Raw genomic sequence first — 18251 nt, 5'->3', positions numbered from 1 at the left:
GATGAATATCTTCAACCGCTATGCGCCGTTCATCCGGGATTTCATCTACCAGAACAACTGGGAGTCGCTGCGGGCCATTCAGGTTGCCGCGGGTGACGCCGTGTTCAACACCGACGACAACCTGCTGCTCTCCGCTTCCACCGCGTCGGGGAAGACCGAGGCCGCCTTCTTTCCCATCCTGACGCTGTTCACCGAAGATATGCCGAAATCCGTCGGCGCGGTTTATATCGGCCCCCTGAAGGCGCTGATCAACGATCAGTTCCAGCGGCTCAACGACCTCTGCAGGGAGGCGGATATCCCGGTGTGGCACTGGCATGGCGACGTCGCGCAATCCCGCAAAAAGCGGCTTCTGGAGAACCCCTCCGGCATTCTTCAGATCACGCCTGAATCGCTCGAGGCGCTGCTGCTTCACAAACACGCCTATATCGCCCGGCTGTTCGGCGACCTGCGGTTCATCGTCATCGACGAGGTTCACTCCCTGATGCGCGGCGACCGCGGCGGCCAGACCCTCTGCCTCATTGAACGGCTTTCGAAGCTCGCCGGGGTGAATCCGCGCCGGATCGGGCTCTCCGCCACCATCGGCGACCTCGAAAGCACCGGGAAATTTCTCTCCGCCGGAACCGGGCGAAAGACCGCCATCCCGAAAATCGAGGCCGGAGGCGCCCGCTGGCGGCTCTCCATGGAGCACTTCTACGTTCTCGGCGCGCAGGCGGCGGAGGAGCGGGAGATCCAGGACGCGCAGCCGGAGCTGGACGGAAAGACCGATACCGCTCCCGTCAACGCCGATCCCGCCATGGGTTATATTTTCGAGCATACCCGCGGAAAAAAGTGCCTTGTCTTCCTGAACTCCCGCGAAGAGTGCGAGGCCGCCACCACCACGCTGCGGCAATATTGTGAAATCAGGCATGAGCCGGACCGGTTCCTGATTCACCACGGCAATCTGTCCACCTCCTACCGGGAGACCGCTGAAGCGATCATGAAAGATGAGGAACAGTTCCTGACCACCGTCACCACCGCGACCCTCGAGCTCGGCATCGACATCGGCCGGCTCGAACGTGCGTTTCAGGTCGACGCCCCTTTCACGGTTTCCTCCTTCCTGCAGCGCATGGGGCGGACCGGGCGGCGGGACCTGCCGCCGGAGATGTGGTTCGTCATGCAGGAGGAGCAGCCCGAGGCGCGGGCGATGCTGCCGGTCACGGTCCCCTGGACGCTCATCCAGGGCATCGCTCTGATTCAGCTCTACCGCGAGGAGCGCTGGGTCGAGCCGCCGAAGCTGGACCGGCTGCCGTTCAGCCTGCTTTACCACCAGACCATGTGCACGCTGGCCTCCTGCGGCGAGATGTCGGCGGCGGCGCTCGCTTCGCGCGTGCTTTCGCTGAGTTATTTCCACCGGATCACACAGGAGGACTACAGGCTTCTGCTGCGGCACCTCGTCTCCACGGAGCAGATCCAGAAAACCGAGGAGGGCGGGCTGATCATCGGCCTGGCCGGGGAGCGGCAGACCAGCTCCTTCAAGTTCTACGCCGTGTTCAAGGAGAACGAGGAGTACACCGTGCGCAACGAGTCGCAGGAGCTCGGCACGATCGTCATGCCGCCGCCGGTCGGCGAAAAAATCGCGCTGGCCGGGCATGTGTGGATCGTTGAAGAGGTCGATCACAATCGCCATCTGGTCTACTGCTCGCAGGTCCGGGGGAAAGTGCCCGCCTATTTCGGCCAGTGTCCCGGCGACATCCATACCCGGATTCTGGAACGGATGCGCGAGGTGCTGCGGGAGAACTGCTCTTATCCGTATCTCATGAAAAATGCCGTGGCGCGGCTCGACGAGGCGCGCCGCACTGCCCGTCACTCCGGCATGACCGAAGAGCCGCTGATCTGTCTGGGCGGCGACATGTGGTGCCTGTTTCCGTGGCTCGGAACCTATGCGTTTCTTGCCCTGGAGCGCTTTATCAAAATCAAGTGCGGCCCCGCGCTCGGCCTCTCCGCGCTGGATTCGTCGCGGCCGTACTTCCTGATTTTCCGGATGAAGGCGTCGAAAGAGGAGTTCTTCCGCCTCCTCGGCGAGATGGAAAAACAGCCGCTCGACCCGATGGAGCTGATTTACAAGGGCGAAGTTCCGCTGTTCGAAAAATACGATGAATTCCTGCCGCAGCAATTGGTCAGAAAAGGATTCGCTTACGGCATTCTCGGCATAGACGAAATGAGGGCGCGCATCCGCAGCTGGCATTAGCCCCGATACAGTCCGCTGACTAATGCATCGCGGGGCCCGGAGGTGGTACATCTGCCTCCGGGCCCCGCGGCATTGCAGCCTGAAAAGAGGAGGATTATTTCCCCTCTTTTTCCTTTTTCAGACGTTCGACGTCCTGCTTGGAGAAAGCGATGACCTGATCGAATTTTTCAGCGTTGGACCGGTCGGCTTCGACGAGGGTTTCATGTGCTTCGGCGACGGTTTCGGCGGTGGTCAGCAGGTCGGCTTTCCGGGCCGCGCTGTCGTAATCCGCATCGGAGTCGCCGCCGCCGGCGACGAAGTCGAAAAGCTTGACCACGCCGAGATCGCGCAGCAGTTTGGTCAGGAACTCCGAAGCGTTCACGAGTTCGACTTTCGCGTCGCAGCGTTTGGCTTTGAGCCCGATCATCGAAAGCACGCCCATGAAGGTGCTGTCCATGGCCAGGCATTCGGTCATATCCATCCGCACGCATCTGAAATTGTCGAGCGTCTTGGCCAGTTCGCGCAGCGGCACCGCGTATTCGAAATTCGCGCGGCCCGAAACCTTGACGAAATAAACGCCGTCACGGTGCGAAATCAGCAGATCGGACTCTTTCATTGTCTCACTCCTCCCCGGGGGTTATCGTTCCAGAACGGCCTTGATCCGGCGGACGCCGCGGCTCGAACTCTCTTCCTTCTTGATTTTGAACCGGCCGAGTTCCCCGGTGCGGCTCGCATGCGGACCGCCGCAGATCTCCTTGCTGACGTCGCCCATCGTATAGACCTTGACTTTGGCGTCGTACTTGTTCTCGAAGAGTCCCATCGCGCCGGAATTTTTGGCGGTTTCGACATCCATCTCCTCGCAGACGATCGGCAGGTCGCGGCTGATCGCGTCGTTGACCAGGTCTTCGACCTGCTTGAGCTGCTCCGGCGTCATCTTGTCCTCGTGCGAGAAGTCGAAGCGGAGCCGCTCGGCCGTGATGTTCGAGCCGCGCTGTTCGACATGCGTGCCGAGCACCTTGCGGAGCGCCGCCTGCAGCAGGTGGGTCGCGCTGTGCAGCGCGGCGGTCGCCTCGGAGCTGTCGGCGAGGCCGCCCTTGAATTTCTGTTCGGCGCCGGCGCGGCTCATCTCCTGATGTTTGGCGAAGGCGGCGTCATAACCGGCCCGGTCGACCTGGAATCCTTTTTCCTGCGCCATTTCAATGGTCAGTTCGATCGGGAACCCGTAGGTCTCATACAGATTGAAAGCGTTTTTGCCGGAGATGATTTTCTTCTCGATATGGGCGGGAACGCGGTCGATCAGCTTCTGGAACTCATGGGTCCCCTTTTCGAGCGTGACCGCGAATTGCTTTTCCTCGCGGTCGAGCTCTTCGCGGATGACGGCGGCCCGGTCCCGGAGTTCGGGGTAGACATCGCCGAACTCTTCGATGACCGCATCCGCGATTTTCGAGGTGAAGGCGTCGTTGATGCCGAGCTTGCGCCCTTCGCGGATCGCCCGGCGGATCAGGCGGCGCAGCACATACGGCTGATCGACCTTGCCCGGCGTGATTCCGTCGCCGAGAATGAAAGTCGCGGCGCGCAGATGGTCGGCGATGATGCGTTCCGAGCTCGTGCGGACGGCGGCCGGCGCGTCGATGCCGCGGATTTCGTCGAGCTTTGCGAAGATCGGCGCGAAAATTTCGGTTTCGTAGCAGCTCGCCTTGCCCTGCAGGATCGCGGTCACGCGTTCGAGGCCCATGCCGGTATCGACGTTCTTCTGCGCCAGCGGCTCGAATTTGCCGTCGGCCGTCTTGTTATACTGCATGAAGACGTCGTTCCAGATTTCGACCCAGCGCTTGTCGCCCGGATCGAACGTTTCGGGGGCGGGCAGCGGCCCGGTCCAGTAAAACATCTCGGTATCCGGGCCGCAGGGACCGGTGGTGCCGGCCGGGCCCCACCAGTTGTCCTTCTTGCCGAGTTTCGCGATGCGGGCCGCCGGGATGCCGTGCGAGCGCCATTCGTTGTAGGCCTCTTCGTCGAACGGACAGTCTTCGTCACCGGCGAACACGGTCACGGCGAGCATGTCGGCCGGAATGTTCAGGTTCTCTTTCCCGGTCAGAAATTCAAAGCTGAAGCCGATCATCTCTTTCTTGAAATAGTCGCCGAGCGACCAGTTGCCGAGCATCTCGAAGAAGGTCAGGTGCACCGGGTCGCCGACCTCGTCGATGTCGCCGGTGCGGATGCATTTCTGGTAATCGGTCAGCCGCGTGCCGGACGGATGCTTCGCCCCGAGCAGATACGGCACCAGCGGGTGCATTCCGGCCGTGGTGAACAGGCAGGTCGGGTCATTCTCGGGAATCAGCGGAGCGCTTTTGATCTCCGCGTGGTTTCTGTTCTTGAAAAATTCGATATATCGGCGGCGGATTTCAGATGCTTTCATTCCTGTTTGTCCTGAACTGTATTGAATCGTTTTTTGAATGTCACTGATTTATTAATGTAACGGCGCGAGCAGCTTTTTCAAGTGCGGGTTTGACATTTTCACGGAATCGTGTATAGTAACTGTAATCCGGATCCGGAGTTCCGGTCACCAACAGGAAAGGGGAAATGAAAATGTTCAGGAAAGCTCTGATGATCGCCGCGTTCGCGGGTGCCGTCATGTTCGTTGCCGCGGGATGCTGCGGCAGCGGCAGCTGCGGGAAATCCGACTGTCCGTCCGGCAAGGCGTGCCCGACCACGGCATGCCCGGGCAAGACGGCCTGTCCGGCTCCGGCCGCGAAGTAATTCGGCAGTCACCGGTAAAGACGCCCGGGGAGTTTCGGCTCCGCCGGGTGTTTTTTTGTCCGCGACGGGATTGCCGGGGAGCGGCGGGTTGCAATTTTCTTCCGGCTATGCTATATTCCCGGTGCAACCAACAGGAGGAGTGTTTCAAAATGCCGTATGCCGTGGAAAATATTACGATTGCATCCGCTTCGCGGGAAGAGCTTCCGATTGTGGCCCGATTGGCCGAAAGGATCTGGCCGGAGGCTTACCGGACGATTCTGGACGAAGGACAGATCCGCTATATGCTCAAGATGATGTACGACCTGCCCGTGCTCGAGAAGGAGTACGGGGAGGGGACCCGTTTCGATCTGATTTTCGACGGCGGTACGCCGGTCGGCTTTACGAGTTACGGCCCCTGTTCCGAGCACAGCCGCGAGTGTGCGAAGCTGCACAAGCTCTACCTCGACGCCGCCTATCATAACCGCGGCATCGGCACGCTGGCGCTGAAGCACGTCATCGCCGAGGCGCGGAAGAAGGGGTACAAGGTGCTGCATCTGAATGTGAACCGGCACAACACCGCGGCGATCCGCGCCTATGAACGGAACGGTTTTCACAAGGCGAACGAGATGGTCACCGATATCGGCGGCGGCTTCGTCATGGACGATTACATCATGGAGATCCGTCTCTGACCGTTTCCGGACGCGCGCCGCAAAAAACGGCCTGCCAGGCGGACCAGCTGCCGGAGGTCATTTCCCGTTCACTGTCAACGGCACAGCCGAGATAGTTCGCAAGATCGTGTCCGTTCAGACCGGCCTGAACGCCGCGGAGCGCCGCCGCCAGGTTTTCCGCGGCGGGATCGTGCCGGTTGTCGGCGGTGCCGCCGGCCGGCAGCTCGAACAGAAGCCGGCAGTCGGTTCCTTTGGCGGCGTCGAGCAGTTCGCGTGTCCATATCCGCATAAGCCGGATATAATGTTTCCGGTCGGAGAGTCCCGTATGGTGCATCCTGACCGTCATGCGGTCGCAGCGTTCGGCGACTTCGGTCAGAAACTCCCTGCTCCAGCAAACTTCCGGCTGCGCCCGGAACCAGGATGGCGGCGGGTAAGCCGCCGCTTCGAGACGGCGCGGCCCGACGAGCGGCCGCAGTTTGTCGAGCAGCTTCAGATAATCCGCATTGCCGCCGGGCAGCGACTCGATCCTGAGCTGGATTCCGGCAAATTCCGGATGGTCGTCGAGCAGCCGGGCGACCGAACGGACGAATCTGGTTCTCCACTCCGGCTCGGCGGGACGGGCGGAATCTTCATAGATGCCGCCGACCTGCGGAATCACTTCGAAGCCATATTCGCCGGCGAGCTTGAGGAGCCGCCCGGCCTGTTCCGCACCGCCGGGCGGCGGTTCCGGATCGAAAGGCACGTAGAGAAGGCGGACCCGGTTCCGTTTCAGCGTGTCGAACCGTTGCCGGAGCGCGATGTCGCCGTCCGGGTGTGTCGACCCGCCGCTGCCGTCGAACCGGATGGCGTTTTCCTCCCGGTCGAACCGGCCGCCGGCAGTTTCGGCGTCCGGCTGCCGGAGCCAGCAGATCACGCAGGCAAAGGCGGCGAGGGTGGCCGCTGCAAGCACGGCCCGCCGCAACCTGCGCAGGACGGATGCGGCTCTCATAGCGGAAGGACTTCCGCTTGAACCTGTTCCGGAAACCCGCCCTCGAGCGGCGGCAGCAGGACGAAGAAGGCGGTTCCCGTTTCGACGCTGTCGGCCGGGCGCAGGCCGTTGGCGAACGTCACCTCTTTGGTCAGGCGTTCATTGCCGCGCCCGAGTATGAACCGGAACTTCAGATCGGATTCCGCCCTTCTTTTCAGCCGGGCGCCGATCAGGGTTCCGTCCTGTCGCGGCCGGCAGCGGATTTCCACATCCGGCCCGTCCGCGACGACCGGACCCAGCGCGGCAAACTCCTCCGGCGTGGTCAGGCGCAGGAACGGGAGCGGCGCCGGGGGGCGCGGAGACGGCAGTTTCGCAAAAATCACATATTCAAGATCGTTCCAGTTGGCGCTCGTGATCGGGGCGATCGTCGGGTCGGCGGCCAGAGCTGAGCGAAATGCGTTCAGCTCCGCTTGCGTCATGGTTTCCGGGCGGAGGCTGAACAGGTAGAATTCCCCCGGTTCGGCCGGGTCCGTCAGCGCCCTGGTCGGAAAATCGAATACAAGCTGAGCGCGGATGCGGGGCGAGGCGTGAACCGTAACCCCGCGCGGCAGCGCGGATTTCAGGAACAGGACCAGTTCGGAGGCGTCCGGCCGGGAGAGGATCGGCGCCGCCGGATATTTCCCGAACAGAATGCTTTTCCCGGCCAGCAGATAGAGTGCCGGGACCAGGAGCAGCGAAGCTGCGAGCGCTCCGAAAAGCGCTTTGCGGTTTCCCTGCCGGAACAGCTGTTCCGCCGCATAGAGCGCGGTGATGAAGACGAGGCAGTTGAGTTCCACGCCGTATTGGAGCACCACATTCTGCAGGTCGCGGCTCGACTGGAGGCATACCCCCGCCAGAAGAGGAACTCCGGCCAGGAGCGGCAGCGGGCGGCGGATCAGGAAAAAGAAGAGCGGCAGGACCAGCATCAGGAGGAAAGAGAGGTTGTTCGGAGAAGCGAGCGTCCCCCAGAACGCGGCGGGGCGCAGCAGCGGGGAAAGCAGCACCTCGCCCGGCGTGCTCCCCAGCTGGGAGAAATGGAACATCTGCGTATATGTGCCGCCCGGCGTTTTTACCGCTGCCGGGATGGCGAATTTGATCGTGAGAAAGAAGAACAGGAGCATTCCGCCCGCGAGCAGGGCCGCTTTGCGGTACTGCTTTCCAGCGGCGAGATAGAGTGCGCAGCCGAACCAGAAGATGGCGGCGGTCTCCTGCACGAATAAAGTCAGGAGCATCACGGCGCCCGCCGCCGCGTACTGCCGGCGTTCACGGAAGAGGAAGAAGAGAAGGAACAGCGCCGGCAGGAGATTGACCGGGTGGAAGCCGTAGAACAGCGACAGCGGCTGGTTGCTGACCACCGGCGAAAACAGGAAAAACAGCGCGAAGACAAGCGCGGTCGCAACCGGCAGTTTCAGCCGGCGGCCGAGCAGATAGACCAGCGGGACCGCGGAGAAGATCATGACGCTGTTCAGCAGAAAAATCGTCTCCGGCGCCGGAACCAGCCGGATTGCCGCGCTCATCAGCAGATTGACCGCCCCGTTCCAGTGGCCGCCGCCGACCAGCCAGTCGATCGGGCGGATATCGGCGGAGAACGCGAGCCGCCGGTAATGCTCCGCATATTCCCCCCAGTCGTGATAAAAGAGGAAAAGGGTATTGCCGGCCGTCCTCTGCAGGTGAAACCCCCAGAACACGCCGAGCATGCCGAACAGGACCGCCAGCGCCGCGCCGGTCCGCGGCGAAAGCAGGGGTGCTTTGCCGGACAAGGCCGTCTCCCCGCCGGCGAGGTTCGAGGCATACCGGCAGGCTCCCCACCCGGTCAGCAGGAATGCGCCGAGCAGGGGCAGCACCGAATCGAACTGAGGCAGGAGAAGCGCTCCGGCGAACGGCAGCGGCATCCAGTCCCGGACCCGCTCCGCCCGGCCTTGCCGTCCGGCCGGAAGGAACAGAAAGAGCGCCAGAAAAAGCAGGAAAAGGAGCACCGCGGACCAGTATGGAGCCGGCTGAAGATACAGAACCTCGTAAACCGGGTCGAAAGCCCGCAGCCGCCGGAAGAAATAGTGACATACGACCGCGGCTCCGGCGCTTTCCAGAGCGGCGGCAGCGATGATTTTCAGCTTCTGCGGCAAAAAACGGCCCTTTCGCGTTGCTTCCGGAAGACCGGAGCGGCCCGTCAGTTGATTCCGCGCAGGAAATAGCGTTTGAAGAAGCGTTCCGGGTCGAGCGACCGCTTGGCGTGACGGAGCGATTCCTCATTCATATCCTGTTCGCGGTTCATGAATTTCGCCTTGTTCCGGAGTGCGATGGCCAGCTGCCAGGTCAGCGTCTGCGGCGCGCCCTTCGCGGTGTGGTCCGCCTTCTCGAAGTGGATGTCGACCGTATCCGGCGAAAGCATGCTGTAAATCGAAAAGCCTGCCGGATAATCCGGCTCGGCGTACAACACGATGCCGCCGAGTCCGAGCGCTTCGAAGTTCTCCCACGCGCGGTTCATGGCGAGCTCCTCCTCTTCGAGGAATTCGCACGGAGGCAGCCGCGAATTCAGCTCTTTGGCGAGCCGGGCGACGGCCGGAATTTCGTCACGCGTGATTTTGCGCACTTCGGCGTACGGCCAGTTGGTCTGGAACTGCTTGACCAGATTGTGCTTCTTGCGGAGCTTCGGGCCGGAAAAGGTCGCGATCTTCTCGATCGAGTAGAGGTAATCGATCGCGCCCTCGTCGTACTCGAGCTCGAAAAAGCGGTCGCAGTCGGGATGGCGGTCGAGAAACTCCTCGGGGACGTCGTAGATTCCGCCGTCGGTGAGACCTGCCGCGACGAAGGCGTCCGAAACGGCCCGGAGTTCTTCCGGCGGTGTCCAGCGGCCGATCGGGTAGTGGATGGTCCGGCTGGCGTGCTCGTACACGATGAGCCGCCCGTCGGCCTCGACAAAGTCGATTCCATACGGCTGCTGGTACATGAACAGGTTCGCAAAGCTGCACTCGCAGCTCTGCGACGGCTGTTCGGCGAGTTTGGACTCAAACAACGTGCGGTCCGCCAGGGCGACGGGACGGAGAGATTTCAGATCGATTTTCATTCTACGATGACCAGATGCTGTCTTCCTGGAGCATGACGCCGGTTCCCTTCGCGACCGCGTTGAGCGGCTCCTCGGAGATGAACACGGGCAGCCCGGTTTCTTCGGTTAAAAGTTTGTCGAGGCCGCTCAGCATGGCGCCGCCGCCGGCCAGCATGATGCCGCGGTCGATCAGATCGGCCGCAAGATCGGGGGGGCAGCGTTCGAGCGTCGCGCGGACGGCTTCGATAATGGTCGTGACCGGCTCCTGGAGCGCCATGCGGATCTCGGCCGCCGTGATCCGGACGGTCTTCGGCACACGCGACACGAGGTCGAGGCCCTTGACCTCCAGACTTTCGTCGTCCTTGACCGGGTAGGCGCTGCCGATGCGGATCTTGATCTGCTCGGCGGTCAGTTCGCCGATCATGAGATTGTAAACTTTCCGGAGGTGCTGCGTGATCGCGGTGTCGAGCTCGTCGCCGCCGACGCGGACGCTTTTCGCCCCGACGATGCCGGAGAGCGAAATGACCGCAACCTCGGTCGTGCCGCCGCCGATATCGACGATCATGCTGCCGGCCGGCTCCGCGACCGGGAGCCCGACGCCGACCGCCGCCGCCATCGGCTCCTCGATGAGCACGACTTCCCCGGCGCCGGCGCGCTTGGCCGAATCCTTCACCGCCCGCTTTTCGACCTCGGTGATGCCGGACGGGACGGCCACGAGCACGCGCGGGCTCAGCAGCCGCTTGCGCCACGGAACGTAGCGGATCGCTTTCTGGATGAAGTAGCGCAGCATCTCTTCGGTGATTTCGAAGTCGGCGATGACGCCGTCCTTCATCGGACGGATGGCCCGGATGTTGCCCGGACATTTGCCGAGCATGCTTTTCGCCTCGCTGCCGACATTGAGCACTTCATGGGTGCTCTCTTTGATCGCCACGACCGACGGTTCGTTCAGAACGATCCCGAGATCCCGCACGTAAACCAGACAATTGGCGGTTCCGAGGTCAATTCCGATATGGGTCGAAAAAAGTTTTGCCACGCATTGAGTACTCATCGAACCTTAATCCTGAATTGTATGGAATTTAACACACAAAATTATCCTCATGATATAATAAACCTTGTTTTGCCGGAAATTGCAAGCAGAAACTCATTTTTTCTTGCAAAAGTGCGTACTTTCCCGGCTTCACGATTGAAAAAATGTCCGCATTATGGTATCTTACGGGCATTGAGGCCGAAGATGACTTTTTCACTGATTCAATTCCGGAGGAGTATGGCGCAATGAGCGAGCGCCCCGTGCATATGCTTGACATCCGGCGGGATTTCCCGTCGCCGCAGTTCGAAAAGATCGTGCCGGATCCCGGCATGTGGCGCAACGGAATGGCGGTCCGCATGCCGAACCATCTGGGCGACGCCGTGATGGCGCTGCCCGCGCTCGGCCAGCTCCGCAAAATCATTCCTCCGCGTTGTGCGCTCTACTGCATCGCGCCGGCCGGGCAGCGGGCGCTTTACCACTCGCTGCCGGTCGTCGACGGGATTGTGCCGCTCGAGCGCATTCACAGCAGCTGGAGCCGCGAGGAGCTGATGCTGCTGCGGCGGCTCCGGCTCGGAGTCGGCGTGCTTTTCAACAATTCGTTCCGCGATGCGTTCTCGATGCGCCTGGCCGGAGTTCCGAATCTGTACGGGGCGAAAGCGCGCTGCCGTTCATTTCTGCTGCGGCGCGCATTCGCGTTTCCGCCGCGGCCGGAGCGGGAGCCGGCAAACATTCACCATGCAAACCGTTATCTGGCCATCGCGTCGGCGCTCGGCGCTCCGGACTGGGACGGCGTCCTGCCGGAGTTCCGGCTTTCGCCCGGAGTCGACGAACTGCCGCCGGCGATCACCGCGCTCTGCGAGCACCCGAAGCTGCTGACCGTCGCCTCGGGCGCCGCGTACGGGGCCGCGAAGCGGTGGCCGTCGGAGAACTTCGCGGCGGTGGCCCGGCACTGGGTCGAAGCGGGCGGCATCGTCGCCGTGCTCGGCAGCGGAGCCGAGCGGAAGATCGGGGATGAAGTGGTCGAAGGGCTCGATCCGCGCAAGGCGTACAATTTATCCGGCGGCACATCGCTGATCGAACTCATGCATCTTCTGAGGAGTTCCGCGATGACGGTCGCGAACGATTCCGGGATCATGCATCTGGCGGCCGCGCTCGGGCGCCCCGGCGTGGCGGTTTTCGGGCCGACCGATTTCACGGCGACGGGACCGATCAGCCCGAACTGGCGGCTCCTGTACGAGAAGATCGAGTGTTCCCCGTGCTTCCGGCGCGAATGCCGGGAGGGGCACCGGCGCTGCATCCGGGCGATCACTCCCGGGATGGTCATTGCCGAAATCGACGACCTGCTGCGGACCGAACGGGCGGCCGGCGCGCGGAAATAATCGTTCTCCCGCTAAGAATGCATCCCCCCGGGCGTCCCATATTAAAAAGGAGTGGTGACGGATGGACCGTTTTCGCTGTATTCTGCTGTATCTCGCGGCGGGGAGGGGGCCGGAGCGGGAGATGACCCTCGTCGTCGAAGGCGAGGAGCCGTTTTACTGGACTGCGCTGAAGCCGGTCACCTGTTACGGCTACCCGGCCGATCCGCGTTACGGGCTTGAGGCTCCGCCGCTGGTGCGGTTCCGGGTGGACGGTGAGGGGGGCTGGCTCGAGGCATGTGACTTCGAACTCGATCGGCGGCCGCTGGACCGGGTCCGGCTCTTTTCCTCCGGGGACGGCGGCCGCCGTTTTCATTCGTTTCGTTTCGTCTGGGCCGCGGACGGCCGGCGCGTCCGCTTCGAAATCGACGGCAGGGTGGAGGCGGTCGCCGAGCTGGCGGCGAAACGGCTGTCGGTCCGCGGCGGGGACGGCGGCAGGGCGTTTCACGCCCTCTGGTCGAAGCAGGGGCACGGCTGGGACGAGTCGCTGCTCGAGGCGTTCGACCGGGTGCCGGAGGCCCTGCCCGGCAAGCCGTTCTGGCGTCCGGTCCCGAAGCTCCCGCCGGCGATGCGGCTGTATTGTACGGGATCGCTCTATTTCGGACTGGTCACCTTCTGGCTGGCGGCCGGACTCGCCGGGGCGCGCTATCTCCGCTTCGAGCAGGCGTTGTTCGGCTGGATCGCGCTGCGTTGCGCGAATCGGATTCTGCAATGCTTCGCCAACCCGTACCGGCTGCTGGCGGAGCGGGTCGATCCGGAGTTCCGGCCGCCGGAAGGCGAAGAGCAGCTGAAATACCGCAACCGTACGGTGACGCGCTGTCTGGTTTATATCCTGCTTGCCGTGTTCGGACTCTGCGATTTCGTGCCGGGCTGGATCCCGTGGGCGGTCATGGTGGCGATCCATTACGCTCCGTTTGCGCCGATGATGCTGGCGGCGCTCGGCATCCTGACGCCGGGCATGCGGAAGCTTGAGAAACTTGCGCGCACGACGCCGTATCAGTGGGAGGTGCGGGAGAAACTGACGCGCAGCCATCTGCCGAAGGTCCCGTTTTTCGCCTCGGTTTTACGGCGGCATTTTGCCGGAAAAAAGGTCGTGATCGGCGTATCGGAAAGGTTCGGCGGCGAACGGGAATACGACGAAGCGGCCGAGGTCGTGACCGCCCCGCTCGCGGAGCTGGCAGAGGAGGCGGGCGTGACCGTCGAATTCGTGCCGGACGGGCTGACCGCCGCAAAACTCGATGCGTCGTTTGCCGGGCACGACGATGCTGCGTGTTTTTTTTCGTTCGGCGCCGGCTGGAGGGCGTGGACCGGGACGGAGCTCTGGAAACGTCCGCCGGGGAGCCGTCCGGCGGTCTTTGTCTGCGAAGCCGGGGCGATGGAGTTCAAGGAGGTTTTCGCCGCGATCCGCGACGGCCGCCTCGCCGGCGCCGGAATCGAGGCGCTGAAGCTGCCGCACCTCGATCTCGCCTCCCTGCTGCCGGAAGAGCTGAAAAGGGTGGGTGACGACGGGGAGAACCGCCGGGGAGAGGAGATCGCACCGCTGCTGCCGGTCGACTCCGGCAATGTCGACGCCGTGATCGCGCTTCTCGTGCAAAGCGGCCTCGGGACGTTCCGGCCGCTGCTGCGGCCGGAGGTCCCGGCGGCGGACAATGCCCGGACTATTCGCTGACGACCGTGTTTCCGGCGGCGACGAGCCCCTTTACGGAATCGGGGTCGGCGTAGACGCCGGGATTCGGCACGTTCGGCGAAGCGATATAGCGGTTGTTCACGATCCTGACTCCGGTTGCGTTGGTCACGTAAAACGCGGCGCGGTAGGGCAGCGGGTCCCGACGCGGGGTCGGATTCGTGAAGGTGTTGTTCCGGAAGGTCACGTTCCCGGCCGAACTGATGAAGGCGACGAGCCCGTAGCTGTCCTTGAACGTGTTATTTTCGAACAGGATGTTCGACAGGATCGGGTAGTCGGTCCGCCGCATCGACGGATCGGTTTCCATGTAGACGCCCATGTAGATGTCGCGCGCCTTGCCGCCGCTGCCGGCGCCGCGCGGATTCACGCTGTCGAAGCGGTTGTTCCGCACGACGATGTTGTCCGCGCCGTACCCTTCGCTCCAGGCGTTGAAGGTGTAGCCGGTTTCGATCTTGATCGCCCCCATCTCATTGTGCCGGAAATGGTTGTTTTCGAGCGTGATGTCGCGCCCGAGCAGCAGGATGCCGCGCGCGCGGTTGTCGTGGAAGAAGCAGTTCCGCACGATGATGTTCCGTGTGTCGTAGGTCCAGTTGAACAGGATGAAGCCGCGGTCGACCGGCTCCGGAACCGGGTCTTCAAAGGTGATCTCGTGCATCCCCTTTTCCGCATCGACGGGGCGGACCGATTTGACCGCGGAGCGGAAGCCGGTCGGGGAGTAGTCGCCGTGGCGGAGCTCGACCGGCGCGCCGGGGCGGAAGGTGTCGATGAATTTGACGTTCCGCGTCGTAACCGAGTGCGTGCCGGATTTTTCGGCGTAGCCGGAGCAGTCGTGCGCGTTCAGACAGTCGTCCGCGCCGAGGCTGAATTCGCAATCCTCCATCTTGAAGAATCCGCGCGAACGCGCGATATGGCAGTGGTCGGCCGTGCAGGTGATGAGCCGGCGCGGCACTCCGGCCGGCGCGGCGATGTTGACTCTCCGGAACTCCCAGTACTGCTGGAGGCCGCTGACCACAAAGGCGTGTCCGGCGCAGGAGTAAATATCGATGTCCTCAAGCGTCAGGTGGCGGTTGTCGCTCATGACGAAGCCGTTCATGTCGTAGTAGTAGTGCTGCATGCGGAAGAGCTGTCCCCGGCGGAAGGGCGACAGGTTCCGGCCGCGGACCCGGAGCACATTGCCTGAAAGCCATTCGGTTTCGGGGCGGTTCCGCCCGGCGAAGAATTCGAACCCGCGGTCGAACCCGCCTTCGATTCCGACCGACTTTGTGGCCGGATCGTAACTGCTGACGATGGCGATGCGAAGGTCGCGGCGCGGAAACGTCTCATATTCGCAGAAGCGGAAGTCGACGTGACTGTCGGAGGCGTCGACGACTTCGACCAGGCTGGCCAGCGGGTCCTTCTCCCACTCCCAGTCCATTTTGAAATTGCGCATGACGACCCGCTCGCAGCCGTCGAGCCGGAAATTCGCTTCGCGTTTCTTGTGCCAGACGAATGTCGCGCCGCCGCCGTCGAAGATGAAATCCCGCATCCGTTCGAGCCTGACCGGCCGATCGGCGGTCATCCGGTAGGTTCCGGGAGCGACGGCCAGTTTCGCCGCCCCGGTTTCCCGGCAGTGTTCGAGAGCGCGGTTCAGCGCATCGACGTTGTCGGCCGCGTCGGCGGAGAGGCCGAAGGCGGCCGCCTCGACGACGGCGCCGCCCGGATTCGACGGCGGATGGACCGAAAACTCCTTCGCCCCGGTCGGCAGCGGTCCCGGCGAATCCGTGCAGGGGGCGGCGTCCGGCGTCGCGGGGTAGTAATCTTCGCCGAGCCCTTCGACCAGCCGGAAATCGGTGATTTCCCCCTTCAGCTTCCGGTGGGTATGGATCTGGAACGCATAGTCCGCGGCGTTCCCGGTGCGGAATTTGATTCTGACCGGCCGGAAGGTGGCGCTGTCTCCCTCGTTCTGCCGCATCGTGTCGAGTGCGGCGTTTCCGGCGGAGACGGGCCGGCTGAGGAAGTGCAGGAACTTCGCATCCATATCGGGCTCTTCCACCCGGCAGCGGAAGGTCGCGACGTAGGCGGTGGACGGTTTCAGCACGCCGGGATTGGTCAGGAAAACCGGATTCCACTCGTTTTCGCTTGCCGTCGTGTCGATCCGCAGCGTCGCGCCGTCCGCCGACAGGGAGGCGAACGGCTTCTTCAGCGTGCAGCGCGCGGAGTCGGTGAAATTCTTCAGGACGACCGGTTCGCCGGCGGCTGCGAACAGCGCGGAACCGGCGATCAGGGCGGTGACGATCTGTCTGGTCATGGCTTGCTCTCCGTGTTCGATGGTGAAGCTTGGGTTTTTATTAAAATACTCCCCGGATTGCGAAATGCGAGCATTTTCCGTGCAAATTTTCCGGTTCGCGGACGAATGGCTTGACAATTAGGATTTCTGAATTATATTGAGGGTAAGCGGCCTGTCGCGGTTTATGGGCGGCTCCGGAGGAGAGGAACAATTTCAGAGGAGGAAAGGTTCGAGTGTCATGAAAAGTCTGGTGGTTTATTCGTCGAAGAGCGGAAATACGAAGCGGGTTGCCGAAGCGGTCGCCCGGGGGCTCGGGGAAGACACGGTGCTGGCCACTCCGGCCGACGCGCCGGATTACCGTGATTTCGATTTCGTCGCGGTCGGGTTCTGGATCGAGAAGGAACGGCCGAATTTCGAGGTGCAGAAATACCTGCGCCGGCTGAAGGGGAAAAAGGTCGGAGTATTCTTCACCCTCGGCGCCGATCCGGCTTCAGACCATGCGCAAATCTGTCTTGAGAATGTAAAGCCGTTTTTCGAGGAGAACGAAGTGCTCGGATATTTCATGTGTCAGGGAAAGATCGATCCGGCCCGGGTCAAATGGGTCAGGCAGATGCCGCCGTCGGAAATGCTTTCGACGGAACATCCGGCTCATTGGGACCGGGCGGCGCTGCATCCCGACGTGGATGATCTGGCACGCGCCGCCGAAACCTTCCGCTCAATGGCCGCCTCGCTCGATTGAAACCCGGCCTGGCGTCACTAAAGCGGGCGGTCCGCGGAATCGTTTTGCGGCTTTCCGCCGCTGCAGGGAAGCCGTTTTCGCGGGATATTCCCCGGCGTGCGGCCGGAAACGCGCTTGTTTTTACTTGTGCGGAGCACTGAAAAACGACGGTATCCGGCGCTCCCGCCGCCTTGCATATCCCCATCCATGCTTCCCCGCCGGACATCGCGGCCGGGGGAAGAATGAAAATGCCCCCTCCGAGTCCTGCAGTACAGCAGGCAGGCCCGGAGGAGTCGGATGACGGTTCAGTATTTGCGGCGGAGCTCGATCACCCGGCCCTGAATGCTGACTTCGGAGGCAGGATAGATTTGAACGTTGTATTCCGGATTGGCCGGACGAAGTTCGATGCGGCCCTGGGTCTTCGGGAAAAAGCTTTTGACCGTGACTTCACCGCCCTGCAGCAGCGCGACGACGATGTCGCCGCTGCGGGGCTTTACGGCGGTCTGGGCGACGATGACGATATCGCCTTCGTAGATGCCGAGGTCGCGCATGCTTTCTCCCTGGACGCGCAGCGCGAACAGATTTTCCGGCGGGCAGTCCGGCGCAAGCGTGGAGCTGATGCAGACTTCACCCTCCTTATATTCGAGGCTCTCCGCCGGGGCGCCGGCATTGACCCGGCCGAGCAGCGGGATCAGGAGCGCTCCCTGCGGCACCTTGTTGCGGCTGTTGGGACGGTTGATGAGGCTGATGCTGCGCGCCTTCGAACTGCGCGAAAGCTGCTTCTTGCGCTGCAGCGCGCGCAGATGCGCGAAGACCGTCGAGGTTTTGATGTCGAAATGGGCGGCGATCTCGTAAACGGTCGGCGCCATTCCCTCCCGGTCGAGAAACTCCTCGATGAATTCAAGGATGTTCTTTTGTTTCTCCGTCAGAGTCTTCATGATTTTCTCCCCTTTTTTATGGAATTGGTCACGTCTGTGAGAAATCTCTTTTAGAGACGGAATCCCGAGCCGCCGATGGCGTACTCGTTGTCGCCGACCTTGCCGATGCTGACGAAATAGAGAAAGTCGCGCCGGATCGGTTTGCCTTCGGAATCCTTCTTCTCATAAGTCAGTTTCCAGAGATACGACTGATAGATGATCTGATCGAGAACACCGATCAGCTCCATGTCGATGAGCTCTCCCTGCTCACGCTGTGAAGCGTTGAGAATCTCCTGGAATTTCTCGGGAGTCAGCTGTTTCTGCCGCTCCCGGGAGATGACCCGCTTGAATTTTTCGATGTCCCTGTCGCGGAAAGCGGCTGCAAAGTTCGCCATATAGTCCTCGGCGACCTTGCGGGCGCCTTCGTCGCGTTCGCCTGCCGACATCCGGGCCAGCGGCGCCGGGGCCGGTTTCTCCTCCGTGGTCGCGCAGCCCGGGAGCATGGCTCCGAGAACGAGCGCCGCGACCGGCAGCGTCCATCTGTTGCTCCTCATTTTCTTCCTCC

At 62.4% G+C, this 18251-nt stretch carries 15 protein-coding genes; 6 read left to right on the top strand and 9 right to left on the bottom strand.

Going from position 1 to position 18251, the window contains the following annotated elements; all coding sequences use genetic code 11:
* Position 1 precedes the first annotated feature (1 nt).
* Positions 2-2227 (top strand): DEAD/DEAH box helicase, encoded by a 2226-nt coding sequence (locus tag FYJ85_RS18820; protein WP_154420191.1) that lies wholly within the window; start codon positions 2-4, stop codon positions 2225-2227.
* Between the two features lie 94 nt (positions 2228-2321).
* Here the strand turns inward: FYJ85_RS18820 and FYJ85_RS18815 are convergent, their stop codons facing one another.
* Both FYJ85_RS18815 and FYJ85_RS18810 read right to left on the bottom strand, forming a co-directional pair.
* Positions 2322-2822 (bottom strand): STAS domain-containing protein, encoded by a 501-nt coding sequence (locus FYJ85_RS18815; protein ID WP_106052949.1) that lies wholly within the window; start codon positions 2820-2822, stop codon positions 2322-2324.
* 21 nt (positions 2823-2843) lie between these two features.
* Complete coding sequence (locus tag FYJ85_RS18810; protein WP_106052948.1) at positions 2844-4622, bottom strand: alanine--tRNA ligase; 1779 nt, start codon at positions 4620-4622, stop codon at positions 2844-2846.
* A 164-nt stretch (positions 4623-4786) separates the two neighbouring features.
* Here FYJ85_RS18810 and FYJ85_RS23305 point away from each other — a divergent pair, with 164 nt between their 5' ends.
* The gene (locus tag FYJ85_RS23305) at positions 4787-4963 is read left to right on the top strand and encodes a hypothetical protein (RefSeq protein WP_158703880.1); all 177 of its coding nucleotides are present in this window, start codon (positions 4787-4789) and stop codon (positions 4961-4963) included.
* Between the two features lie 149 nt (positions 4964-5112).
* On the top strand, positions 5113-5631 hold the full coding sequence (locus FYJ85_RS18805; RefSeq protein ID WP_158703879.1) for a GNAT family N-acetyltransferase: 519 nt from the start codon (positions 5113-5115) through the stop codon (positions 5629-5631).
* Here the strand turns inward: FYJ85_RS18805 and FYJ85_RS18800 are convergent.
* From FYJ85_RS18800 to FYJ85_RS18785, 4 genes are read right to left on the bottom strand one after another with little or no spacing between them, the layout of a single operon-like run.
* Positions 5612-6598, bottom strand: a complete 987-nt coding sequence (locus FYJ85_RS18800) for a hypothetical protein (RefSeq protein WP_154420187.1) — start codon at positions 6596-6598, stop codon at positions 5612-5614. The two genes, FYJ85_RS18805 and FYJ85_RS18800, sit on opposite strands and share 20 nt — an antisense overlap.
* The gene (locus tag FYJ85_RS18795) at positions 6595-8739 is read right to left on the bottom strand and encodes a DUF2079 domain-containing protein (RefSeq protein ID WP_154420185.1); all 2145 of its coding nucleotides are present in this window, start codon (positions 8737-8739) and stop codon (positions 6595-6597) included. Before FYJ85_RS18795 ends, FYJ85_RS18800 begins: the two co-directional genes overlap by 4 nt.
* Positions 8740-8783: 44 nt before the next feature.
* Entirely contained in the window at positions 8784-9680 is an 897-nt protein-coding gene (locus FYJ85_RS18790) for a DUF2156 domain-containing protein (protein ID WP_106052944.1), read from the bottom strand.
* A gap of 1 nt (position 9681) precedes the next feature.
* On the bottom strand, positions 9682-10707 hold the full coding sequence (locus tag FYJ85_RS18785; RefSeq protein ID WP_106052943.1) for a rod shape-determining protein: 1026 nt from the start codon (positions 10705-10707) through the stop codon (positions 9682-9684).
* Positions 10708-10931: 224 nt separating this feature from the next.
* Here FYJ85_RS18785 and waaF point away from each other — a divergent pair, with 224 nt between their 5' ends.
* Both waaF and FYJ85_RS18775 read left to right on the top strand, forming a co-directional pair.
* A complete protein-coding gene (gene waaF, locus FYJ85_RS18780; RefSeq protein WP_206213310.1) occupies positions 10932-12065 on the top strand; it encodes a lipopolysaccharide heptosyltransferase II in 1134 nt (377 codons plus the stop codon).
* A gap of 61 nt (positions 12066-12126) precedes the next feature.
* Positions 12127-13770, top strand: coding sequence for a hypothetical protein (locus tag FYJ85_RS18775; RefSeq protein WP_154420181.1), 1644 nt, complete (start codon positions 12127-12129; stop codon positions 13768-13770).
* Here FYJ85_RS18775 and FYJ85_RS18770 read toward each other — a convergent pair.
* Entirely contained in the window at positions 13760-16072 is a 2313-nt protein-coding gene (locus FYJ85_RS18770; protein WP_154420179.1) for a right-handed parallel beta-helix repeat-containing protein, read from the bottom strand. The two genes, FYJ85_RS18775 and FYJ85_RS18770, sit on opposite strands and share 11 nt — an antisense overlap.
* Positions 16073-16289: 217 nt before the next feature.
* On the opposite strand from FYJ85_RS18770, the gene FYJ85_RS18765 reads away from it, so the two are divergent.
* Positions 16290-16790 (top strand): flavodoxin family protein, encoded by a 501-nt coding sequence (locus FYJ85_RS18765; RefSeq protein WP_158703877.1) that lies wholly within the window; start codon positions 16290-16292, stop codon positions 16788-16790.
* A 284-nt stretch (positions 16791-17074) separates the two neighbouring features.
* Here the strand turns inward: FYJ85_RS18765 and lexA are convergent, their stop codons facing one another.
* On the bottom strand, positions 17075-17707 hold the full coding sequence (gene lexA, locus FYJ85_RS18760; protein WP_106052938.1) for a transcriptional repressor LexA: 633 nt from the start codon (positions 17705-17707) through the stop codon (positions 17075-17077).
* Positions 17708-17757: 50 nt separating this feature from the next.
* Positions 17758-18240 carry a hypothetical protein gene (locus FYJ85_RS18755; RefSeq protein ID WP_154420177.1) on the bottom strand — a complete coding sequence of 161 codons (483 nt, stop codon included), beginning with the start codon at positions 18238-18240 and terminating at the stop codon, positions 17758-17760.
* Positions 18241-18251: the final 11 nt, after the last annotated feature.

The sequence above is a fragment of the Victivallis lenta genome (assembly GCF_009695545.1).
Lineage (GTDB): Bacteria > Verrucomicrobiota > Lentisphaeria > Victivallales > Victivallaceae > Victivallis > Victivallis lenta.
The sequence above is the reverse complement of the archived record's forward strand: the minus strand, read 5'-3'. Positions and strand labels throughout refer to the sequence as shown.

Bases quoted from the DNA above. Each gene is read 5' to 3' on its own strand.
- FYJ85_RS18800 (WP_154420187.1), bottom strand. From the start codon at position 6,598: ATGAGAGCCGCATCCGTCCTGCGCAGGTTGCGGCGGGCCGTGCTTGCA.
- FYJ85_RS18820 (WP_154420191.1), top strand. From the start codon at position 2: ATGAATATCTTCAACCGCTATGCGCCGTTCATCCGGGATTTCATCTAC.
- waaF (WP_206213310.1), top strand. From the start codon at position 10,932: ATGAGCGAGCGCCCCGTGCATATGCTTGACATCCGGCGGGATTTCCCG.
- FYJ85_RS23305 (WP_158703880.1), top strand. From the start codon at position 4,787: ATGAAAATGTTCAGGAAAGCTCTGATGATCGCCGCGTTCGCGGGTGCC.
- lexA (WP_106052938.1), bottom strand. From the start codon at position 17,707: ATGAAGACTCTGACGGAGAAACAAAAGAACATCCTTGAATTCATCGAG.
- FYJ85_RS18790 (WP_106052944.1), bottom strand. From the start codon at position 9,680: ATGAAAATCGATCTGAAATCTCTCCGTCCCGTCGCCCTGGCGGACCGC.
- FYJ85_RS18770 (WP_154420179.1), bottom strand. From the start codon at position 16,072: ATGACCAGACAGATCGTCACCGCCCTGATCGCCGGTTCCGCGCTGTTC.
- FYJ85_RS18810 (WP_106052948.1), bottom strand. From the start codon at position 4,622: ATGAAAGCATCTGAAATCCGCCGCCGATATATCGAATTTTTCAAGAAC.
- FYJ85_RS18765 (WP_158703877.1), top strand. From the start codon at position 16,290: ATGAAAAGTCTGGTGGTTTATTCGTCGAAGAGCGGAAATACGAAGCGG.
- FYJ85_RS18785 (WP_106052943.1), bottom strand. From the start codon at position 10,707: ATGAGTACTCAATGCGTGGCAAAACTTTTTTCGACCCATATCGGAATT.
- FYJ85_RS18815 (WP_106052949.1), bottom strand. From the start codon at position 2,822: ATGAAAGAGTCCGATCTGCTGATTTCGCACCGTGACGGCGTTTATTTC.
- FYJ85_RS18775 (WP_154420181.1), top strand. From the start codon at position 12,127: ATGGACCGTTTTCGCTGTATTCTGCTGTATCTCGCGGCGGGGAGGGGG.
- FYJ85_RS18755 (WP_154420177.1), bottom strand. From the start codon at position 18,240: ATGAGGAGCAACAGATGGACGCTGCCGGTCGCGGCGCTCGTTCTCGGA.
- FYJ85_RS18805 (WP_158703879.1), top strand. From the start codon at position 5,113: ATGCCGTATGCCGTGGAAAATATTACGATTGCATCCGCTTCGCGGGAA.